We start from the raw sequence: 16,789 nt of genomic DNA on the forward strand, positions 1-16,789 counted from the left end.
CCCGTTATGGCCGAGGTTGAAACACCGCAGGAGCTGGACCTGGAACTGGTCCGGCGTGTGCAGCGCGGCGAAAGCGCGGCGTTCGATGTCCTGGTACGCAAGTACCAGCATCGGATCATCGCGTTGATCGGGCGCTACATCGCCGACTGGAGTGAATGTCAGGACGTGGCCCAGGACACTTTCGTCCGCGCTTACCGCGCGATCGGGAATTTCCGTGGCGACGCCCAGTTCTATACCTGGTTGCATCGGATCGCAGTGAATACCGCAAAAAACTACCTAGCAGCACACAACCGGCGCCCGCCCACCGACGACATCGAGATCGGTGACGCAGAGCAGTTCGACAGCGGGGTCCGGCTGCGTGACAACGACACGCCCGAGCGTGAGTTGATGCGCCAGGAACTGGAACAGACCGTGATGAAGGCGGTCGATGCGTTGCCCGAAGAGCTGCGCTCGGCCATTACGTTGCGAGAGGTGGAAGGCATGAGTTACGAGGATATCGCGCAAAAAATGGGATGCCCTATCGGTACGGTGCGGTCGCGGATCTTCCGTGCCCGTGAGGCCATTGATGCACAGCTGCGTCCCTTGCTGGATACCCCCAGCGCTACCCGTGAACGGAGTCGCGTATGAGCACGCAAGACCGTAACCCGGCCGGTGTTGCGCCGGATAAATTCGAATTGCATTACCGCCAGCAGCTGTCGGCGCTGGTGGATGGCGAGCTGGCGGCCGATGAGGCGCGCTTCATGCTGCGCCGGCTGGAACACGACAGCGAGCTTTCCGCCTGCCAGGAGCGCTGGCAGGTGCTGGGCGATGTGATGCGCGGCCAGGCCTGCGCACCGGCGCCCTTGGATTTCAGTGCGCGCGTGCGCCAGGCGATGGACGCCGATGCCCAGCAGAACGGGCCGGTGTTTGTCGCGCCCGCTGCGCCGGGCAAGTCCCGCAGTGGTTGGCGGCGTTGGGGCGGCGGTGCCGCGCTGGCGGCATCGGTAGCGGCGGTGGCCTTGTTCATGGCCCGCGAGCAGCTGCCGGAAACCAATGCGCCCACGCCGGTGATCGCCACCACTGCCGAAGTCGCTCCCGCGCCTGTGCAGCCGGCTGCGCCGACCTCGGCGGATGCGGCCAATGTCGCTGGGCTGGTTGCGGCCGCCCCCGCAGTTGCCGCGGCGGTAAGCCGTCGTCAGGACGCCACGGCCCGCCGTGGCAGCGCGACCCGCACCCAGCAGGCGGCACGCGCCGGCACTGCGCGCATGGCCGAGCCGCAGCGGGCGATTGCCGCCGCGCCGGTACTGCCGGCAACGCCGGTCTTGCGTCAGGACCCGTTTGCCACCGGCAACGGCGTGCTGCATGCCCGGCCGTGGCCGCGCTCGTCGGTTGCGCCGTCGCTGTCGCAGGGGGCGCTTAACGCAAGTTTTCCGGCGCAGGAGCAGGGTGGGGCGACGTTCTACCCGTTTGAACCGCGCATGCCGGCACAAAGCGCCGACGATGCCGAGTCGCGCCGGCTGTTGCCGCGTCAGTAAGTGTTGCTTGCCGGTCGTCCAGCTCTGGGCGACCGGTTTTCCCCCGGATTCCAGGTTTGTGCGCTGTGGTTGGGCGTACCGGGCTTGGCTGTTCTTTCCCGCTTTGACTGAATTGGAGGCTCGAGCTGATGACCCCACTTATCCAAAACAAGGTGTTTGGCCTGTTGGCGATGACCCTGCCGTTGGTGGCCTGTGCGCAGAGCCCGGCGCCGAATGCGCCGACCGAACAGGTGGCCGCTACCCGCGCCGCGCCCGCACCGCAGTTGGTGCAGGGCCTGCCTGACTTCACCCAGCTGGTCGACCAGGTTGGCCCGGGCGTGGTCAAGGTTGATACCGTGATCGGCGCCCGCCGCAATCCGCGCACTGCCCAGCAGGGCCCGGACATGGACCAGATGCCGGAGTTCTTCCGCCGCTTCTTCGGTCCGGATTTCCAGATGCCGGGGCCGGGACAGCAAGGGCCGGACAGCGGCCCGCGCGGGCGCAGCATGGGCTCGGGCTTCATCATTTCCAATGACGGCTATGTGCTGACCAACCACCATGTCATCGACGGCGCCGAGTCGGTCAAGATCACCCTGAGCGATCGCCGCGAGTTCACCGCCAAGGTGGTCGGCAGCGACGCCCAGTACGACGTGGCCTTGCTGAAGGTCGAGGCCAAGAACCTGCCGACCGTGCGGGTGGGTGATTCCAACTCGCTCAAGCCCGGCCAGTGGGTGGTCGCGATCGGCTCGCCGTTCGGCCTGGACCATTCGGTCACCGCCGGCATCGTCAGTGCGCTGGGCCGCAATACCGGTGGCAACGAGCAGCGCTATGTGCCGTTCATCCAGACCGACGTGGCGATCAACCAGGGCAACTCCGGTGGTCCGCTGCTGAATACGCGTGGTGAGGTGGTTGGCATCAATTCGCAGATCTTCTCCGCGTCCGGCGGCTATATGGGCATCAGCTTCGCGATCCCGATCGATCTGGCGATGAGTGCGGTAGAGCAGATCAAGAAGACCGGCAAGGTGAGCCGTGGCCAGCTGGGCGTGATGGTCGGCGAGGTCACCAGCGATATCGCCCAGGGCTTCAAGCTGCCCGACAGTCGTGGCGCGCTGGTCAACCAGATGGTGCCCGACAGCGCGGCCGCCAAGGCCGGGATCGAGGTGGGTGACGTGATCCGCGCGGTCAACGGCACTGAGATCAACACCTCCAGCGAACTGCCGCCGATGATTGGCGCGATGGCGCCGGGCAGCAAGGTGCGGATGAGCATCCTGCGTGACGGCAAGCCGCGTGAGATCACCGTGACCCTGAACGAGCTGGCCGAAGATGCCGCCCGGCCGGGCAACGCTGCCGCCGGTGCCGATGAGGGCAAGCCGCAGGTTGGCGCCAACGCCTTGCTGGGCCTGGAAGTGGCCGATTTGACCGCTGCCGAGCGCCGCCAGTTGGGCTTGGAGTCGGGCGAGGGCGTACGCATCACCGGTGTGAACAGCCAGTCCGGTCGCGAGGCGCGTCTGGCTCCGGGGATGGTGGTGCTGCAGGTCGGGCGGGTCCCGGTGGGCAGTGTCGCCGCGCTGAACCGCGAGCTGGCTGGCTACAAGAAGGGTGACGTGGTGATGTTGCTGGTCCGCGCCGGCGCCAACAGCGCCTTTGTCCCGATCCGGGCCGGCGAATAAGCCGCGCAGGCCTTGTTGCAGCTACAGGAGCCGCCTTCGGGCGGCTCCTTTCGTTCATCTGCCGGCCAAACCCTGTGCGGGGCTTGGCTCGGCCGTGCGATAATGCCCCGTTATCCTGACGACGCAGCGCCGCCGCCGCCACCTATGTCACACGATTCAATGCGGATGATCCGCAACTTCTCCATCATCGCCCACGTCGACCACGGCAAGTCCACCCTGGCCGACCGCATCATCCAGTTGTGTGGCGGCTTGACCGCGCGCGAAATGGAAGCGCAGGTCCTGGACAACAACCCGATCGAACGCGAACGTGGCATCACCATCAAGTCGCAGTCGGTGTCGGTGCCGTATACGGCCCGCAACGGCCAGACCTACTTCCTGAACTTCATCGACACCCCCGGCCACGTCGACTTCTCCTATGAAGTCAGCCGCTCGCTGGCCGCCTGCGAAGGCGCGCTTCTGGTGGTCGATGCGGCCCAGGGCGTGGAAGCGCAGTCGGTGGCCAACTGCTACACGGCCATTGAGCAGGGCCTGGAAGTGGTGCCGGTGCTGAACAAGATCGACCTGCCCACCGCCGATATCGACCGTGCCAAGGCCGAGATCGAGGCGGTGATCGGCATCGACGCTTCCGACGCGGTCGCCGTCAGCGCCAAGACCGGCCTGAACATGGAGGAGGTGCTGGAAGCCATTGTGCACCGCATCCCGCCGCCGGTTGACCGTGGCAGCGACAAGCTGCAGGCGCTGATCATCGACTCCTGGTTCGACAACTACCTGGGCGTGGTCTCGCTGGTGCGTGTGATGCAGGGCCAAATCAAGGCCGGCGACAAGATCCAGGTCATGTCCACCGGCCGTTGGCATCTGGTCGACAAGGTCGGCGTCTTCACCCCCAAGCGCAAGGAAACGCCTGCGCTGCGTGCCGGTGAAGTGGGCTGGATCAATGCCAGCATCAAGGACGTGCACGGTGCGCCGGTCGGCGACACCCTGACCCTGCTGGCCGACCCGGCGTCCGAGCCCTTGCCCGGCTTCCAGGAAATGCAGCCGCGCGTGTTCGCCGGCCTGTTCCCGGTCGACGCCGAGGACTACCCGGACCTGCGCGAAGCCCTCGACAAGCTGCGCCTGAACGACGCCGCGCTGCGCTTCGAGCCGGAAAGCTCCGAGGCGATGGGCTTCGGCTTCCGCTGCGGCTTCCTCGGCATGCTGCACATGGAGATCGTGCAGGAGCGGCTGGAGCGCGAGTACAACCTCGATCTGATCAGCACCGCACCGACGGTGGTCTATGAGGTGCTCAAGACCGATGGCAGCATCCTGATGATGGACAACCCGGCCAAGCTGCCGGGCGGCAATTCCGTTGCCGAAATCCGCGAGCCGATCATCCGCGCCAACATCCTCACCCCCGAGGAGTACATCGGCAGCATCATCAAGCTGTGTGAAGAAAAGCGCGGCAGCCAGATCGGCATCAACTACATGGGCAGCCAGGTGCAGATCAGCTACGAGCTGCCGATGGCCGAAGTGGTGTTGGACTTCTTCGACAAGCTCAAGTCGGTCAGCCGTGGGTATGCCTCGCTGGAATACCACTTCGTGCGTTTCGAGGCTGGCCCGTTCGCGCGCTTGGACGTGCTGATCAACGGTGACAAGGTCGACGCCCTGTCCTTGATCGTGCACCGCAGCCATGCCGATCGACGCGGCCGCGAGCTGTGCGAAAAGATGAAGGATCTGATTCCCCGGCAGATGTTCGACGTGGCCATCCAGGCTGCGGTCGGCGCGCAGATCATCGCCCGTACCACGGTCAAGGCGATGCGCAAGAACGTTTTGGCCAAGTGCTATGGTGGCGACGTTTCGCGCAAGAAGAAGCTGTTGGAGAAGCAGAAGGAAGGCAAGAAGCGCATGAAGCAGGTGGGCCGTGTGGAGATCCCGCAGGAAGCCTTCCTCGCTGTGCTGCAGATGGACAAGTAACAGTGATCGGGGGTTTGGGATTCGGGATTGGAGAGAGCGGCATCCGCTCCCGCTGTTGCGAATCTCCCGCCGCCCGTCACCAGCCCCATTCCGAAGGAACACCGAATGAAATGGTTTGAAATCATCCTGGTCGTGCTGACCCTGGGCTCCGGCCTGGTGGTGCTGCTGGACAAGCTGTACCTGCGCAAGCGCCGTGCCGAGAAAGCCAGCCTGCTGGACAGCGAAGAGCCGGCGGTTGTGGACTACTCGCGCGCGTTCTTCCCGGTGCTGGCGGTGGTGCTGATCCTGCGCAGCTTCGTGGCCGAGCCGTACAAGATCCCGTCCAGCTCGATGATGCCCAACCTGCTGATCGGTGATTTCATCCTGGTCAACAAGTTCTCCTACGGTTTCCGCCTGCCCATCACCAACACCAAGATCATCCCGGTGTCCGAGCCCAAGCGCGGCGACGTGGTGGTGTTCAAGCCGCCGCATGCACCCGACCAGAACTGGATCAAGCGGGTGATCGGCCTGCCGGGCGACCGCATCGGCTTTCATGGCGACACCTTGTCCATCAATGGCGTGCCGATGGTCTACGAAGACCGCGGTGAGTACGTTGGCAAGGGCCGTGGCGCGGAAATGACCGGGGCCTCGCTGCTCAGCGAACAGCTGCCGGGCCGCACCCATACCATCCTGGAACTGCTGGGCCGCGCCGACCCGCGCGGGCAGGGTGACTGGGTGGTGCCGCAAGGCCAGTACTTCGTGATGGGTGACAATCGCGACAACAGCGAGGACAGTCGCTTCTGGCAGCAGACCCATTTCCTGCCGGAAGAGAATCTGCGCGGCAAGGCCTTCCTGATCTGGCTGAACTGTGAAGGCTGGTTCTGCAAGGGCAGTTTCGAACCGTCGCGTATCGGGACGGGTATTCAATGAGTGGACAACGCGTTTCTGGGGAGATCGCAATGAAGCACAAGCAAGCAGGTATGACGCTGACCTCGTTCCTGATGGTGTTGGCGGTAGTGGGTTTCGGCCTGTACGTGGCGATGAAGCTGTTCCCGATGTACCAGGAGTTCTACGCGGTCAAGACTTCGATGAAGTCGCTGGCCAATGAGCCGGGTAGTTCGGATCCGAACAAGGCGCTGGAGCTGTTTTTCAAGCGCATGGACATCAACAGTTCCGAGTCGGTGACCCGTGACAACATCAAGTTCGAGCGCATCGATGGTGGTGTCCGCATGAACGTCAAGTACGAAGTACGCCGTCCGTTGGTGGGTAACCTGGACATCGTCGGCAACTTCGAGAATTCGCAGGAATTGACTGGAAGCAGTGTTGACTAGAACGTTCCAACGGGGTGACCTGATCGGTCACCCATTCAAGGATCAGGGTTTGCTGAAGCAGGCCCTGACCCATCGCAGTGCCGGTGCGCCGCATAACGAGCGCCTGGAATTCCTTGGCGACAGCATCGTCAACATGTTGATCGCCGAAGCGCTGTTCACGCGCTGGCCGAAGGCTGACGAAGGCGCGCTCACCCGTGCCCGCGCCTCGCTGGTCTGTGAAAGCGCCCTGGCGGTGATCGCCCGCACCCTGGAACTGGGCGAGCGGCTGACGCTGGGCCCGGGCGAGATGAAGTCGGGCGGCCATCGCCGCGACTCCATCCTCGCCGACACGGTGGAAGCGGTGGTTGCCGCCATTTACCTGGACGCCGGTTTCGAAGCCTGCCGCGCGCGGATAATGCCGTGGTTCGAGGCCTCGCTGTCGGCGGTGCCGGTGGGCAAGCCCGAGAAAGACCCCAAGACACGCCTGCAGGAATGGCTGCAGGCCCGGCAGAAGCCTCTGCCGGTATACGAGCTGGTATCGGAGACCGGCGACGACCACGCCAAGCACTTCCATGTGCGCTGTTGCGTGGCTGACCCTGCCGTGAGTACCGAAGGCGAAGGCACTTCGCGACGGCTGGCCGAACAACAGGCGGCAGCCGCCGCAATAGAGCAATTGGATTCCAAGTGAACGACACCTCCTCTCATCGCTGTGGCAGCGTCGCCGTCATCGGCCGCCCCAACGTCGGTAAATCGACCCTGACCAATGCCCTGGTGGGCGCCAAGGTCAGCATCGTCTCCAACCGCCCGCAGACCACCCGCCACCGCCTTCTCGGCATCGCCACCTACCCGGAAGGGCAGCTGGTGCTGGTCGACACGCCCGGATTGCATCGCCAGCAGAAGCGCGCGATGAACCGGGTGATGAACCGTGCCGCCCGCGCCTCGCTGGAAGGCGTGGACGCAGGCCTGCTGGTCATCGAAGCCGGCCGCTGGGACGAAGAAGACACCCTGGCCTTCAACGTGCTGCGCGACGCCGGCATCCCGGTGGTGCTGGTGGTCAACAAGGTTGACCGGATGAAGGACAAGGGTGCACTGCTGCCGTTCCTGCAGGAGATCACCGTTGGACGCGACTTCGCCGCCGTGCACCCGATTTCGGCACTCAAGCGCAACGGCCTGGAGTCGCTGGTACGCGACCTGATTGGTCTGGTGCCGGAAGCCCCGCCGATGTATGGCGAAGACGAAATCACCGACCGCAGCCAGCGTTTCCTGGCTGGCGAGCTGGTCCGTGAGCAGCTGATGCGCCAGCTTGGCGAAGAACTGCCGTACGCCACCACGGTGGAGATCGAACGTTTCGCCGAAGACGGTGCGCTGCTGCGCATCGGCGCGGTGATCTGGGTCGAGCGCGAAGGCCAGAAGGCGATTGTGATTGGCAAGGGCGGCACCCGCCTGAAGGAAATCGGCGCCAAGGCCCGCCTGCAGATGGAACGTCTGTTCGGTGCGAAAGTGTTCCTGGAAACCTGGGTCCGCGTGCGTGAAGGCTGGTCGGACGACGAAGCCGCGCTCAAGGCCTTCGGCTACGGCGAGCAGTAATTCCCGGCGGGCAATCGCGATCCGGAAGGGGCGGCAACCATGGCGACCGCCCGCGACTGGGACAGGGCCGGCCACGACAAGCCGGGTTGCTTCGGCTTCTCGCCTGCGCCCTGGGCCCGGCCGCTAAGATGTTGGATGAAGCCTGCGCCGCTACGGATGCAGGCTGTTGCCTATCCCGAGCCACGGCTTCCCCGCAATGCGCATTGAAGACCAGCCCGCTTACGTGCTGCATGCCCGGCCCTGGCGCGAGACCAGTCTGCTGGTCGAGGTACTGAGCCTGGAGCATGGGCGACTGGGTCTGCTTGCGCGCGGCGTGCAGGGGCCGAAGAAGCAGGCGCTGCGTGCGGCCCTGCAGCCCCTGCAGGCAATCCGTTTCGATGCGCAGCAAACTGGCGAGTTGGCGCAGCTGCGCCGTGCCGAAAGCCAGGACGTCGCCCCGCGCCTGCACGGCAACGCGATGTTGGCCGGTTTCTATATCAATGAGCTGGTGATGCGCCTGACGCCACGTCAGGACCCGATGCCCGAGCTGTATGAAGCCTACGGCCAGCTGCGTGCGCAGCTGGACCAGCCGGCTACGCTGGCCTGGTCACTGCGGCGCTTCGAACGCGACCTGCTGGACGCGCTGGGCGTGGGCTTCGACTGGAGCAGCGCCGCCGATGGCGAGCCGATCGATCCGGCCGCCCGCTATCGGCTGGACCCGTTGCAAGGCCCGCTGCGCCTGCTCAGTGAGCGCAACAACGAACGCCGCACGCTGGCCACCGGCGCTGCCTTGCTGGCGTTGGCCACCGACCAGCCGCCCGGCAACAGCGACCTGGCCAGCCTGCGCCTGCAGATGCGCGCGGTATTGCTGCATCACCTCGGTGGGCGCGGCTTGAAATCCTGGGAAATGCTGGGCGAGCTGCCGCGTCCGCAACCGTAGCGCCAAGCCACGCTCGGCAGGGGATCTATGCAAAATCCAACCCTGTAGTGCCGAGCCATGCTCGGCAGGGCCCTATGCAAAATCCAACCCATGTAATGCCGAGCCACGCTCGGCAAGGGGCTTTACCAGGAACCCCCCTGCCGAGCATGGCTCGGCACTACATCGGGATATTCCGGGGTGATCAGCGCAGCAGTGCGCTGACGGCGCTGCCGAATTGTTGCCGGGCCTGCATCGACGCCGGATCGTGGTTCAACTGGCGCACCGCATAGGCAAGCCGCGACGCACCCACAAAGCCACAACTGGCCTGCAGCTTGTGCAGCTGCGCGTGCAGGGTCTTGTCGTCGTGCTCTTCCAGTGCATGGCTGACCGCATCGCGGGTGCCCGGCAACTCGGACAGAAACAGTTCGCGCAATGCACGCACATGTGCCTGCTGCCCATTGAGCGCGTTCATCGCGGCCGATTCATCCCAATCAAGCGCGGCTTCGGCCACCTCGCCGTCGGCCTTCACCGCGGACTTGGCCAGGCTGCGGCGCACGCTTCTGAGCAGGGCATCGCGACTGATCGGCTTGACCAGCGTTTCCTGGAAACCGGCCTGTTGCAGGGTGCGTTGCATCTGCTGGCTGGTGTCGGCGGTATGTGCGAGGGCGACGGTATGCGGGTGCTGCTCACGTAGGATGCGCAACAGGTTGGCGCCGTTGCCGTCGGGCAGGTTCACGTCGAGCAGCCACAGGTCGTAGCGTCCTTCCTGTGCCAGGCGCAACGCGCTGGCGCAGGAGTCGGCGATATCAACCTTTGCCGGCAGCGATTCCAGCACAAACTGGAAGAAGCCCTGGCTGGTCATATCGTCCTCGACCAGCAACAGGCGCGGTAGGTTTCCTTGTTGATGCGTATTCATCTGCTGCCTCCATGTCAGCTACAACCCGCATATTAGCGATGGCTCCGCGATCTGCAAGCCGTCAGGGGTGTTGCTGGTCTGCATCTGCGACAATGTGCGCCCTTTTGCCCGCAGCCGTTTGCCACGTGGCCCGATCCAGATCCCCCCGCATAGACAAAACCCCGTTCCAGACCGACATCCTCGACCTCAGCCACGATGGCCGTGGCGTTGCGCGCCGCGATGGCGAGGGTGGCAAGGTCACCTTCATCAGCGGTGCGCTGCCGGGTGAAACGGTGATGGCCGAACAGACCGGCAAAAGCCGGCATTTCGATGAAGCCAAGACGGTGGAAGTGCTCAAGGCCTCGCCGAACCGCGTGCAGCCGCGCTGCCCGCATTTCGGCGTGTGTTCCGGCTGCGTGCTGCAGCATCTGGAGGAGTCGCAGCAGATCGTGGCCAAGCAGCATGTGCTGACCGAGAACCTGACCCGCATCGGTCATGTCAGCCCGGGCAGCGTGTTGCCGCCGCTGGTGGGTGACAGTTGGGGCTATCGCCGCAAGGGCCGGTTCTCGGTGCGCCGGGTCGAGAAGAAGGACAAGACGCTGGTCGGCTTCCGCGAACTGGACCCGCGTTTCGTTGCGGATCTGTCGCAGTGCCTGACGGTGATCCCGGAGATCGGCGGCAAGGTTGCGGCGCTGTCCGAATTCATTGAATCGCTGGACGGCAAGCGCGACATCCCGCAGATCGAGTTCATCGCCGGCGATGCCGCCATCGCGCTGACCGTGCGCCACCTGCAGCCGCTCAGCGATGCCGATCGCCAGGCCTGGATTGCCTTCGGCCAGACCCATGGCTTTGCGATCTACCTGCAATCCGGTGGCCTGCATACGGTTGCCCCGTTGTGGCCGGCCGAGGGCGTTGCGTTGTCGTTCGCGTTGCCGCAGTGGGATGTTGAACTGGCCTTCCAGCCGCTGGACTTCATCCAGGTCAACGCCAAGCTCAACCAGCAGATGATCGCGCATGCGCTGACCCTGCTGGATGCACAGCCGGACGAGCGCGTGCTTGACCTGTTCTGCGGGTTGGGCAACTTCACCTTGCCGCTGGCGCGCACCGTGCGCCAAGTGGTGGGCGTGGAAGGCGAGGCCGGTCTGGTCGCACGCGCCAAGGAAAACGCGCAGCGCAACGGCCTGGACAACGCCGAATTCCATGCCGCCGATTTGACCCTGGATCAGAGCAGCGCGCCGTGGATGCAGCAGGGCTTCGACAAGCTGCTGCTGGACCCGCCGCGTTCGGGCGCGATCGACGTGCTCAAGCAGTTGCCGCTGGATCAGTTCAAACGCATTGTCTATGTCAGCTGCCACCCGGGTTCGCTGGCACGCGATGCCGGTTACCTGGTCAACGAGCGGGGTTTCACCCTGGTGTCGGCCGGTGCGATGGACATGTTCCCGCATACCGCGCACGTGGAAAGCATTGCCGTGTTCGAGAAGCACTGAGCCATGGGTATCGAGATCGAACGCAAGTTCCTTGTCACCGATGACAGCTGGCGCGCCGCTGCGCATGCGGTGATTCCGATGGCGCAGGGCTATATCAACGATATGGCGGCGATGGACAGTGGTGCGCAGAAGGCCTCGGTGCGGGTGCGCATCCAGGGCGACGAGGCGTACTTGAACATCAAGTCGCGCGAACTCGGCCATACCCGCCAGGAGTTCGATTACCCGGTGCCGGTAAACGAGGCGCGCGAGCTGCTGGCCTTGTGCGTAGGCGGCCTGATCGACAAGCGCCGGCACCTGGTCCAGCACGATGGCCTGCTGTGGGAAGTGGACGAATTTCTTGGCGACAACGCCGGGCTGGTGGTAGCCGAGGTGGAACTGGAAAGCGCCGATCAGGTGTTCGCCAAACCTGACTGGGCCGGCGCCGAAGTGACCGACGAATTGCGGTATTACAATCTGGCCCTGGCGTCGAAACCCTATAGCCAGTGGTAAAACGCTGTTTGTAGGAGCGGCGTCAGCCGCGAAGCCGATAGCCACCGGGTAACCCGGTTTGTTGCGATTGCAGATATGTGTCCATCGGATGTGCCACCGGCTTGGCGGCTGATGCCGCTCCCACGGCATTGCGGGTAAGGCCCCTGCCGAGCATGGCTCGGCACTACATTTCAATGAGAGCAGGAACATTCATGCGCATCGATATCTGGTCCGACGTTGTCTGCCCCTGGTGCTGGATCGGCAAGCACCGCTTCCAGCGCGGCTTGGCGCTGCTGGGCGAGGACGCGTCGCAGCTGGACGTGCACTGGCATCCGTTCCTGCTTGATCCGGACGCGGGCACCACGCCGGTGCCCCTGCGCGAGGCCTACGTGGCCAAGTTCGGAGGTATCGAACGGACCAACCAGCTGCTGTCGCAGACCCAGAACACCGCCCAGGCCGAAGGCCTGCCGATGGATTTCAACCAGGGCCAGGTCAAGGTCAGCACCTTGCCTGCACACCGGCTGCTGTGGCTGGCGGGTCAGTTCGGGGTGCAGGAACAGGTCGGTGAGGCGCTGTTCCGCGCGCATTTCGCCGAAGGCCGCAACCTGGCCGATCCGCAGGTATTGATCGCCGCCGCTGCGGCCGGTGATATCCCGGCCGAGCGGGTGCAGGCCATGCTGGATTCGGACGAGGGGATGGCCGAGGTCCAGGCCGGGATCGATCAGGCGCAGGCGCTGGGCATCCAGTCGGTGCCGACCTTCGTCATCAACGGCCAGTACGCGGTGCAGGGCGGGCAGCCGCCGGAAGTGTTTGCCCAGGTGCTGCGCAAGATCGCCGCCGAACAGGCACCCGCGCCGGCTGCCAGCCAGGATGAACAGGCCTGTGGCCCGGATGGCTGTAGTGTCTGAACGCAGGCTCTGACGCGGCGGGCGCCATCTGCGACAATGGCCCGCTAGGCCGCAGTCCGCGGTGGATTGGAGTCCTTGCATGCTTTTGATCGGCGTTGCCGGCACTGAACTGAGCGCCCAGGAGCGAGGCTGGCTGCAGCATGATGCCGTGGCCGGGGTGGTGCTGTTCAAGCGCAACTTTGCCTCGCGCGAGCAGGTCACCGAGCTGACCGCGGCGATCCGCGCCACCACTGCACGTCCGCTGCTGATCACCGTCGACCAGGAAGGCGGGCGCGTGCAGCGCTTCCGCGAAGGCTATGCCGAGCTGCCGCCGCTTGAAGGCTTCGGCAAGCTGTACGCAAGCGACCCGGACGCAGCCTTGGCGTTGGCCGAACAACACGCCTGGTTGATGGCCAGCGAAATCCGCGCCACCGGCCTGGACCTGAGCTTTGCCCCGGTGGTGGATGTGGGCCATGCCAACCTGGCCATCGGCAACCGCGCATTCGGCGAGGATCCGCAGGTGGTTGCCGCACTGACCGCAGCCTATGTGCGCGGCATGCACTCCGTCGGCATGGCCGCCACGCTCAAGCATTTCCCCGGCCACGGCACGGTGCGCGAAGACACCCATGTGGACACCGCCGTTGACCCGCGTCCGCTCGCCGAAATTGAAGCGCACGACCTGATCCCGTTCCGTGCCGGCATCGCTGCCGGCGCCGATGCGGTGATGATGGCCCACGTCATCTACCCGCAGGTGGCACCCGAGCCGGCAGGCTATTCGCCGCGCTGGATCAATCAGATCCTGCGCGAGCAGATGGGCTTCCGCGGCGTGGTGTTCTCCGACGACATCGGCATGGCGGCCTCGTTCGCTGCCGGTGGGGTCAAGGCCCGGGTCGATGCGCACCTGGATGCCGGCTGTGACGTGGTGCTGGTGTGCCACCCGGAGCTGGTCGAAGAATCGCTGCAGGCCGTGTCCGGCCGCAGCTTGAACACCGCCGCGCTGTTGAGCCTGATCGGCCGCGGCGCGATGGGCTGGGGCGGCCTGCTGGCCGACGCCCGCCATACTGATACCCGTAATCATCTGTCTGAAAACCTTGGAAGAACCGTCTGATGTCCAGCAAACTCACTCTTGAACAAGCCGTGGCCCAGGCCGACCTGCTGGTCGACCGCCCCACCATCGACACCGCCATCGCCGGCATCGCCGACGCCATCGCGCGCGACTACAAGGGCGAAGTGCCGGTGTTCATCTCGATCATGAATGGCGCGCTGCCGTTCGCTGGCCAGCTGGCGCTGGAGCTGGGCGCACGTGGTCAGGACGCGCAGTTCGACTACATGCAGGCCTCGCGTTACCACGGCGAGAGCGGCGGCGATCTGGTCTGGAAGCACCGCCCGGTGTCGGCCCTGTTCGGCCGCCGGGTGATCCTGGTCGACGACATCCTGGACGAGGGCTTCACCCTGCAGGGCGTGCGCGAATGGTGCCTGGAGCAGGGCGCCACCGACGTGCGCATCGCCGTGCTGACGGTGAAGAAGCACGACCGCTGCCTGCCGGGCGTCAAGGCCGACTACTCGGGCATCGAGCTGCCGGACCGCTTCGTGTTCGGCTTCGGCATGGACGTCAACGAATCGCTGCGCTCGCTGCCGGCCATCTACGCAATGAAGCAGTAATACCGGCAGGCCGATGCTTCTTGGCATCGGCGACCGGTTTGATCGCACACAGGCCACGCCATGCGTGTGGCCTGCGCGTGCCCAACGGGAACATCTGGAATGAGCATGGAACCTATTGCCCTGGCCGTGATCGGCGGCACCGGCGTTTACAAGTTGGCGGCGCTGGACGATGTCCAGACCCATGAAGGGGAAACCGCCTACGGCGCCCCCTCCGGCCCGGTGCGGGTGGGCATGTTGAACGGCCAGCGGGTGGCGTTCCTGGCCCGCCACGGCGAAGGCCACTCGATCCCGCCGCACAAGATCAACTACCGCGCCAATCTGGCCGCGCTCAAGCAGCTTGGTGCTACTCGGGTGCTGGCCCTGAACACGGTCGGCGGCATCGGTGACAACTTCGGTCCGCGCGTGCTGGCCTGCCCGGACCAGTTGATCGACTACACCTGGGGCCGTATTTCCACGCTCAGCGAGGAGCCCGGCAGCGAGGTGCTGCACGTGGACTTCGGCCACCCCTATACCCCCGCGTTCCGCGCCCAGGTGCTGGCGGCGGCAAAGGCCAAGGGCGTGGTGATGCAGGACGGTGGCTGTTACGGCGCCACCCAGGGGCCGCGGCTGGAAACCAATGCGGAAATCGCGCGGATGCGCCGTGATGGCTGCGATCTGGTCGGCATGACCGGCATGCCCGAGGCCGGGCTGGCGCGCGAACTGGGGCTGGAGTACGCCTGCCTGGCGATTGTCGCCAACTGGGCGGCGGGATGCGGTGACGCGACGGAGATCACCATGGCCGAGGTGCTGGCCAATGTGGAGGCGGCTTCGTCTGGTTTGCCGACTTTGGTGGGTGAATTGGCCCGGGGGTGATTGTCATCCCGGCTTAAGCTTTGCATACTCCGCCAGTGCGCTTCATTCAGCGTACATCAATCCATTCATCGAAGAAGGTCTCGCATCACCATGCCGAACGGTACCGTCAAGTGGTTCAACGACGCCAAGGGATTTGGCTTCATCTCACCGGAGGACGGCAGCGCCGATGTCTTCGCGCACTTCTCCGCGATCAATTCCAAGGGCTTCCGCAGCCTGCAGGAAGGCCAGCGCGTCAGCTATGACGTGACCCAGGGCCCGAAGGGCGCCCAGGCTTCGAACATCACGCCGGCCGAGTAATCCACCCGGTTGTGCGGAAAAACCCCGCTTCGGCGGGGTTTTTTTTTAGCAAAGGCAGGCGCCCGGGGAGGGACTGCAATGAACAAGACACTGGATATCGCCATCGTTGGCTACGGCACTGCCGGCCAAGCGCTGGCGGTACTGCTCACGCGCGACGGGCACCGGGTGCAGGTGTTCGAGCAGGCGGCCACGCCGGGACCCGTTGGGGCAGGCTTCCTGCTGCAACCCAGTGGCCTGCAGGCGCTGTGGCAGATGCAGCTGATGCCGCAGGTGCTCGAACATGGCGCGGTGGTGCGCCGCCTGTATGGCGAAACCCCGTGCGGGCGTGCGGTGATGGACATGACCTACGCCGGGCTGGACGCACGCCTGTGCGGCATCGGCATGCAGCGTGGGGCCTTGTTTTCGCTGCTGGATGCCGCCTGGGATGGCCGCCAGGCGCTGCACGTGGACAGCCGCATCAGCGCCATCGACGACAGCCTGCAACGCGTACAGGACCAGCACGGTCGCTGGCACGGGCCATTTGATCTGGTGATCGCCACCGACGGCTCCGCCTCGGGGCTGCGCGCGCAGGTGCAGGGCACGCGGCTGGACCGGGTCTATCCCTGGGGCGCGCTGTGGTGCCTGCTGCCGCGCGGCGACTGGCAGCACGGCGACGAACTGCGCCAGCGCTATGTGGCGGCGCGCAAGATGATCGGGCTGTTGCCGGTGGGCAGCCGCCCGGGCGACAGCGAGCAACGCCTGAGCTTCTTCTGGAGCCTGCCGCGCGACGGTTTCCAGGCCTGGGAACGCGACGGCCTGGAGCCGTGGCTGGATGAGATCGCCACGTTGTGGCCGCAGGCGCGCGAGCGCCTGGCCGGGGTGAGCCTGCAGACGCAGCTGGCCCGCGCCAGCTACCGCGATGCGGTGATGGACCGCTGGTACCGCGGCCGGCTGGTGCTGGCCGGCGACGCCGCCCATTCGATGAGCCCGCAGCTGGGGCAGGGCGTGAACATGGCGCTGATGGATGCCATGGCCTTGCGCGACGCGCTGCGCGCGCAGTCGGACATCGACGCGGCGTTGGCGCAGTACCAGCAGCTGCGCAAGGCGCATGTATGGCTGTACCAGTTCTGGAGCCGCTGGCTGACGCCGATCTTCCAGTCCGATCGCGACTGGGTCGCCAATGGCCGTGACCTGCTGTTCAAGCCGATGGGCCGCATGCCCGGCGGGCGCGGGCACATGTTGCGGGTGTTGAGCGGCACCCAGCACGGCCTGTTCGGCAAGCTGGCGCTGCAGGATGACTTCATCGCCGCATTGGCCCCGTTCGCCGCCAACCGCTGAGCGGCGCGCGGGCGGCAGGCGCTTGCGGCAGAATCAG

At 65.3% G+C, this 16,789-nt stretch carries 18 protein-coding genes; 17 read left to right on the forward strand and 1 reads right to left on the reverse strand.

From position 1 onward, the window contains the following. The first annotated feature begins 6 nt into the window (after positions 1–6). The 9 genes from rpoE (at position 7) to recO (ending at position 8,908) form a co-directional block, all read left to right on the forward strand. Complete coding sequence (gene rpoE / locus BCV67_RS15965) at positions 7–627, forward strand: RNA polymerase sigma factor RpoE (protein WP_062168440.1); 621 nt, start codon at positions 7–9, stop codon at positions 625–627. Beyond that, on the forward strand, positions 624–1,514 hold the full coding sequence (locus BCV67_RS15970; protein ID WP_062168437.1) for a sigma-E factor negative regulatory protein: 891 nt from the start codon (positions 624–626) through the stop codon (positions 1,512–1,514). The genes rpoE and BCV67_RS15970 overlap by 4 nt, the downstream gene beginning before the upstream one ends. A gap of 128 nt (positions 1,515–1,642) precedes the next feature. Next, positions 1,643–3,163 (forward strand): DegQ family serine endoprotease, encoded by a 1,521-nt coding sequence (locus tag BCV67_RS15975; protein ID WP_062168435.1) that lies wholly within the window; start codon positions 1,643–1,645, stop codon positions 3,161–3,163. Positions 3,164–3,322: 159 nt separating this feature from the next. After that, positions 3,323–5,113 carry a translation elongation factor 4 gene (lepA, locus tag BCV67_RS15980; protein WP_062168433.1) on the forward strand — a complete coding sequence of 597 codons (1,791 nt, stop codon included), beginning with the start codon at positions 3,323–3,325 and terminating at the stop codon, positions 5,111–5,113. A 105-nt stretch (positions 5,114–5,218) separates the two neighbouring features. Continuing rightward, positions 5,219–6,022: a signal peptidase I gene (gene lepB, locus BCV67_RS15985; protein ID WP_062168431.1), complete on the forward strand. Its 804-nt coding sequence runs from the start codon at positions 5,219–5,221 to the stop codon at positions 6,020–6,022. A 29-nt stretch (positions 6,023–6,051) separates the two neighbouring features. Further along, positions 6,052–6,423 (forward strand): DUF4845 domain-containing protein, encoded by a 372-nt coding sequence (locus tag BCV67_RS15990; protein ID WP_062168429.1) that lies wholly within the window; start codon positions 6,052–6,054, stop codon positions 6,421–6,423. After that, entirely contained in the window at positions 6,413–7,090 is a 678-nt protein-coding gene (gene rnc / locus BCV67_RS15995; RefSeq protein ID WP_057626569.1) for a ribonuclease III, read from the forward strand. The genes BCV67_RS15990 and rnc overlap by 11 nt, the downstream gene beginning before the upstream one ends. Next, entirely contained in the window at positions 7,087–7,989 is a 903-nt protein-coding gene (gene era / locus BCV67_RS16000) for a GTPase Era (protein WP_057626568.1), read from the forward strand. The genes rnc and era overlap by 4 nt, the downstream gene beginning before the upstream one ends. Positions 7,990–8,185: 196 nt before the next feature. Then, positions 8,186–8,908: a DNA repair protein RecO gene (gene recO, locus BCV67_RS16005; protein WP_062168427.1), complete on the forward strand. Its 723-nt coding sequence runs from the start codon at positions 8,186–8,188 to the stop codon at positions 8,906–8,908. Positions 8,909–9,089: 181 nt separating this feature from the next. Here recO and BCV67_RS16010 read toward each other — a convergent pair whose 3' ends face one another. Continuing rightward, complete coding sequence (locus BCV67_RS16010) at positions 9,090–9,803, reverse strand: Hpt domain-containing response regulator (protein ID WP_062168424.1); 714 nt, start codon at positions 9,801–9,803, stop codon at positions 9,090–9,092. A 125-nt stretch (positions 9,804–9,928) separates the two neighbouring features. Here BCV67_RS16010 and rlmD point away from each other — a divergent pair, with 125 nt between their 5' ends. The 8 genes from rlmD (at position 9,929) to BCV67_RS16050 (ending at position 16,752) form a co-directional block, all read left to right on the forward strand. Continuing rightward, the gene (gene rlmD, locus BCV67_RS16015; protein WP_062168422.1) at positions 9,929–11,269 is read left to right on the forward strand and encodes a 23S rRNA (uracil(1939)-C(5))-methyltransferase RlmD; all 1,341 of its coding nucleotides are present in this window, start codon (positions 9,929–9,931) and stop codon (positions 11,267–11,269) included. Positions 11,270–11,272: 3 nt separating this feature from the next. Further along, the gene (locus tag BCV67_RS16020; RefSeq protein WP_062168420.1) at positions 11,273–11,758 is read left to right on the forward strand and encodes a CYTH domain-containing protein; all 486 of its coding nucleotides are present in this window, start codon (positions 11,273–11,275) and stop codon (positions 11,756–11,758) included. A gap of 191 nt (positions 11,759–11,949) precedes the next feature. Continuing rightward, positions 11,950–12,645, forward strand: a complete 696-nt coding sequence (locus tag BCV67_RS16025) for a DsbA family oxidoreductase (protein WP_062168418.1) — start codon at positions 11,950–11,952, stop codon at positions 12,643–12,645. A 79-nt stretch (positions 12,646–12,724) separates the two neighbouring features. Further along, entirely contained in the window at positions 12,725–13,732 is a 1,008-nt protein-coding gene (gene nagZ / locus BCV67_RS16030; RefSeq protein WP_062168416.1) for a beta-N-acetylhexosaminidase, read from the forward strand. After that, a complete protein-coding gene (locus BCV67_RS16035) occupies positions 13,732–14,286 on the forward strand; it encodes a hypoxanthine-guanine phosphoribosyltransferase (protein ID WP_057626561.1) in 555 nt (184 codons plus the stop codon). The genes nagZ and BCV67_RS16035 overlap by 1 nt, the downstream gene beginning before the upstream one ends. Before the next feature lie 99 nt (positions 14,287–14,385). Next, positions 14,386–15,138, forward strand: a complete 753-nt coding sequence (locus tag BCV67_RS16040; protein WP_156455841.1) for an S-methyl-5'-thioinosine phosphorylase — start codon at positions 14,386–14,388, stop codon at positions 15,136–15,138. A gap of 90 nt (positions 15,139–15,228) precedes the next feature. Beyond that, a complete protein-coding gene (gene cspE, locus BCV67_RS16045) occupies positions 15,229–15,435 on the forward strand; it encodes a transcription antiterminator/RNA stability regulator CspE (RefSeq protein ID WP_057506519.1) in 207 nt (68 codons plus the stop codon). Positions 15,436–15,513: 78 nt separating this feature from the next. Then, positions 15,514–16,752 (forward strand): FAD-dependent oxidoreductase, encoded by a 1,239-nt coding sequence (locus BCV67_RS16050; protein WP_062168412.1) that lies wholly within the window; start codon positions 15,514–15,516, stop codon positions 16,750–16,752. The last annotated feature ends 37 nt before the right edge of the window (positions 16,753–16,789 follow it).

This window comes from Stenotrophomonas nitritireducens, from assembly GCF_001700965.1.
GTDB lineage: Bacteria > Pseudomonadota > Gammaproteobacteria > Xanthomonadales > Xanthomonadaceae > Stenotrophomonas > Stenotrophomonas nitritireducens_A.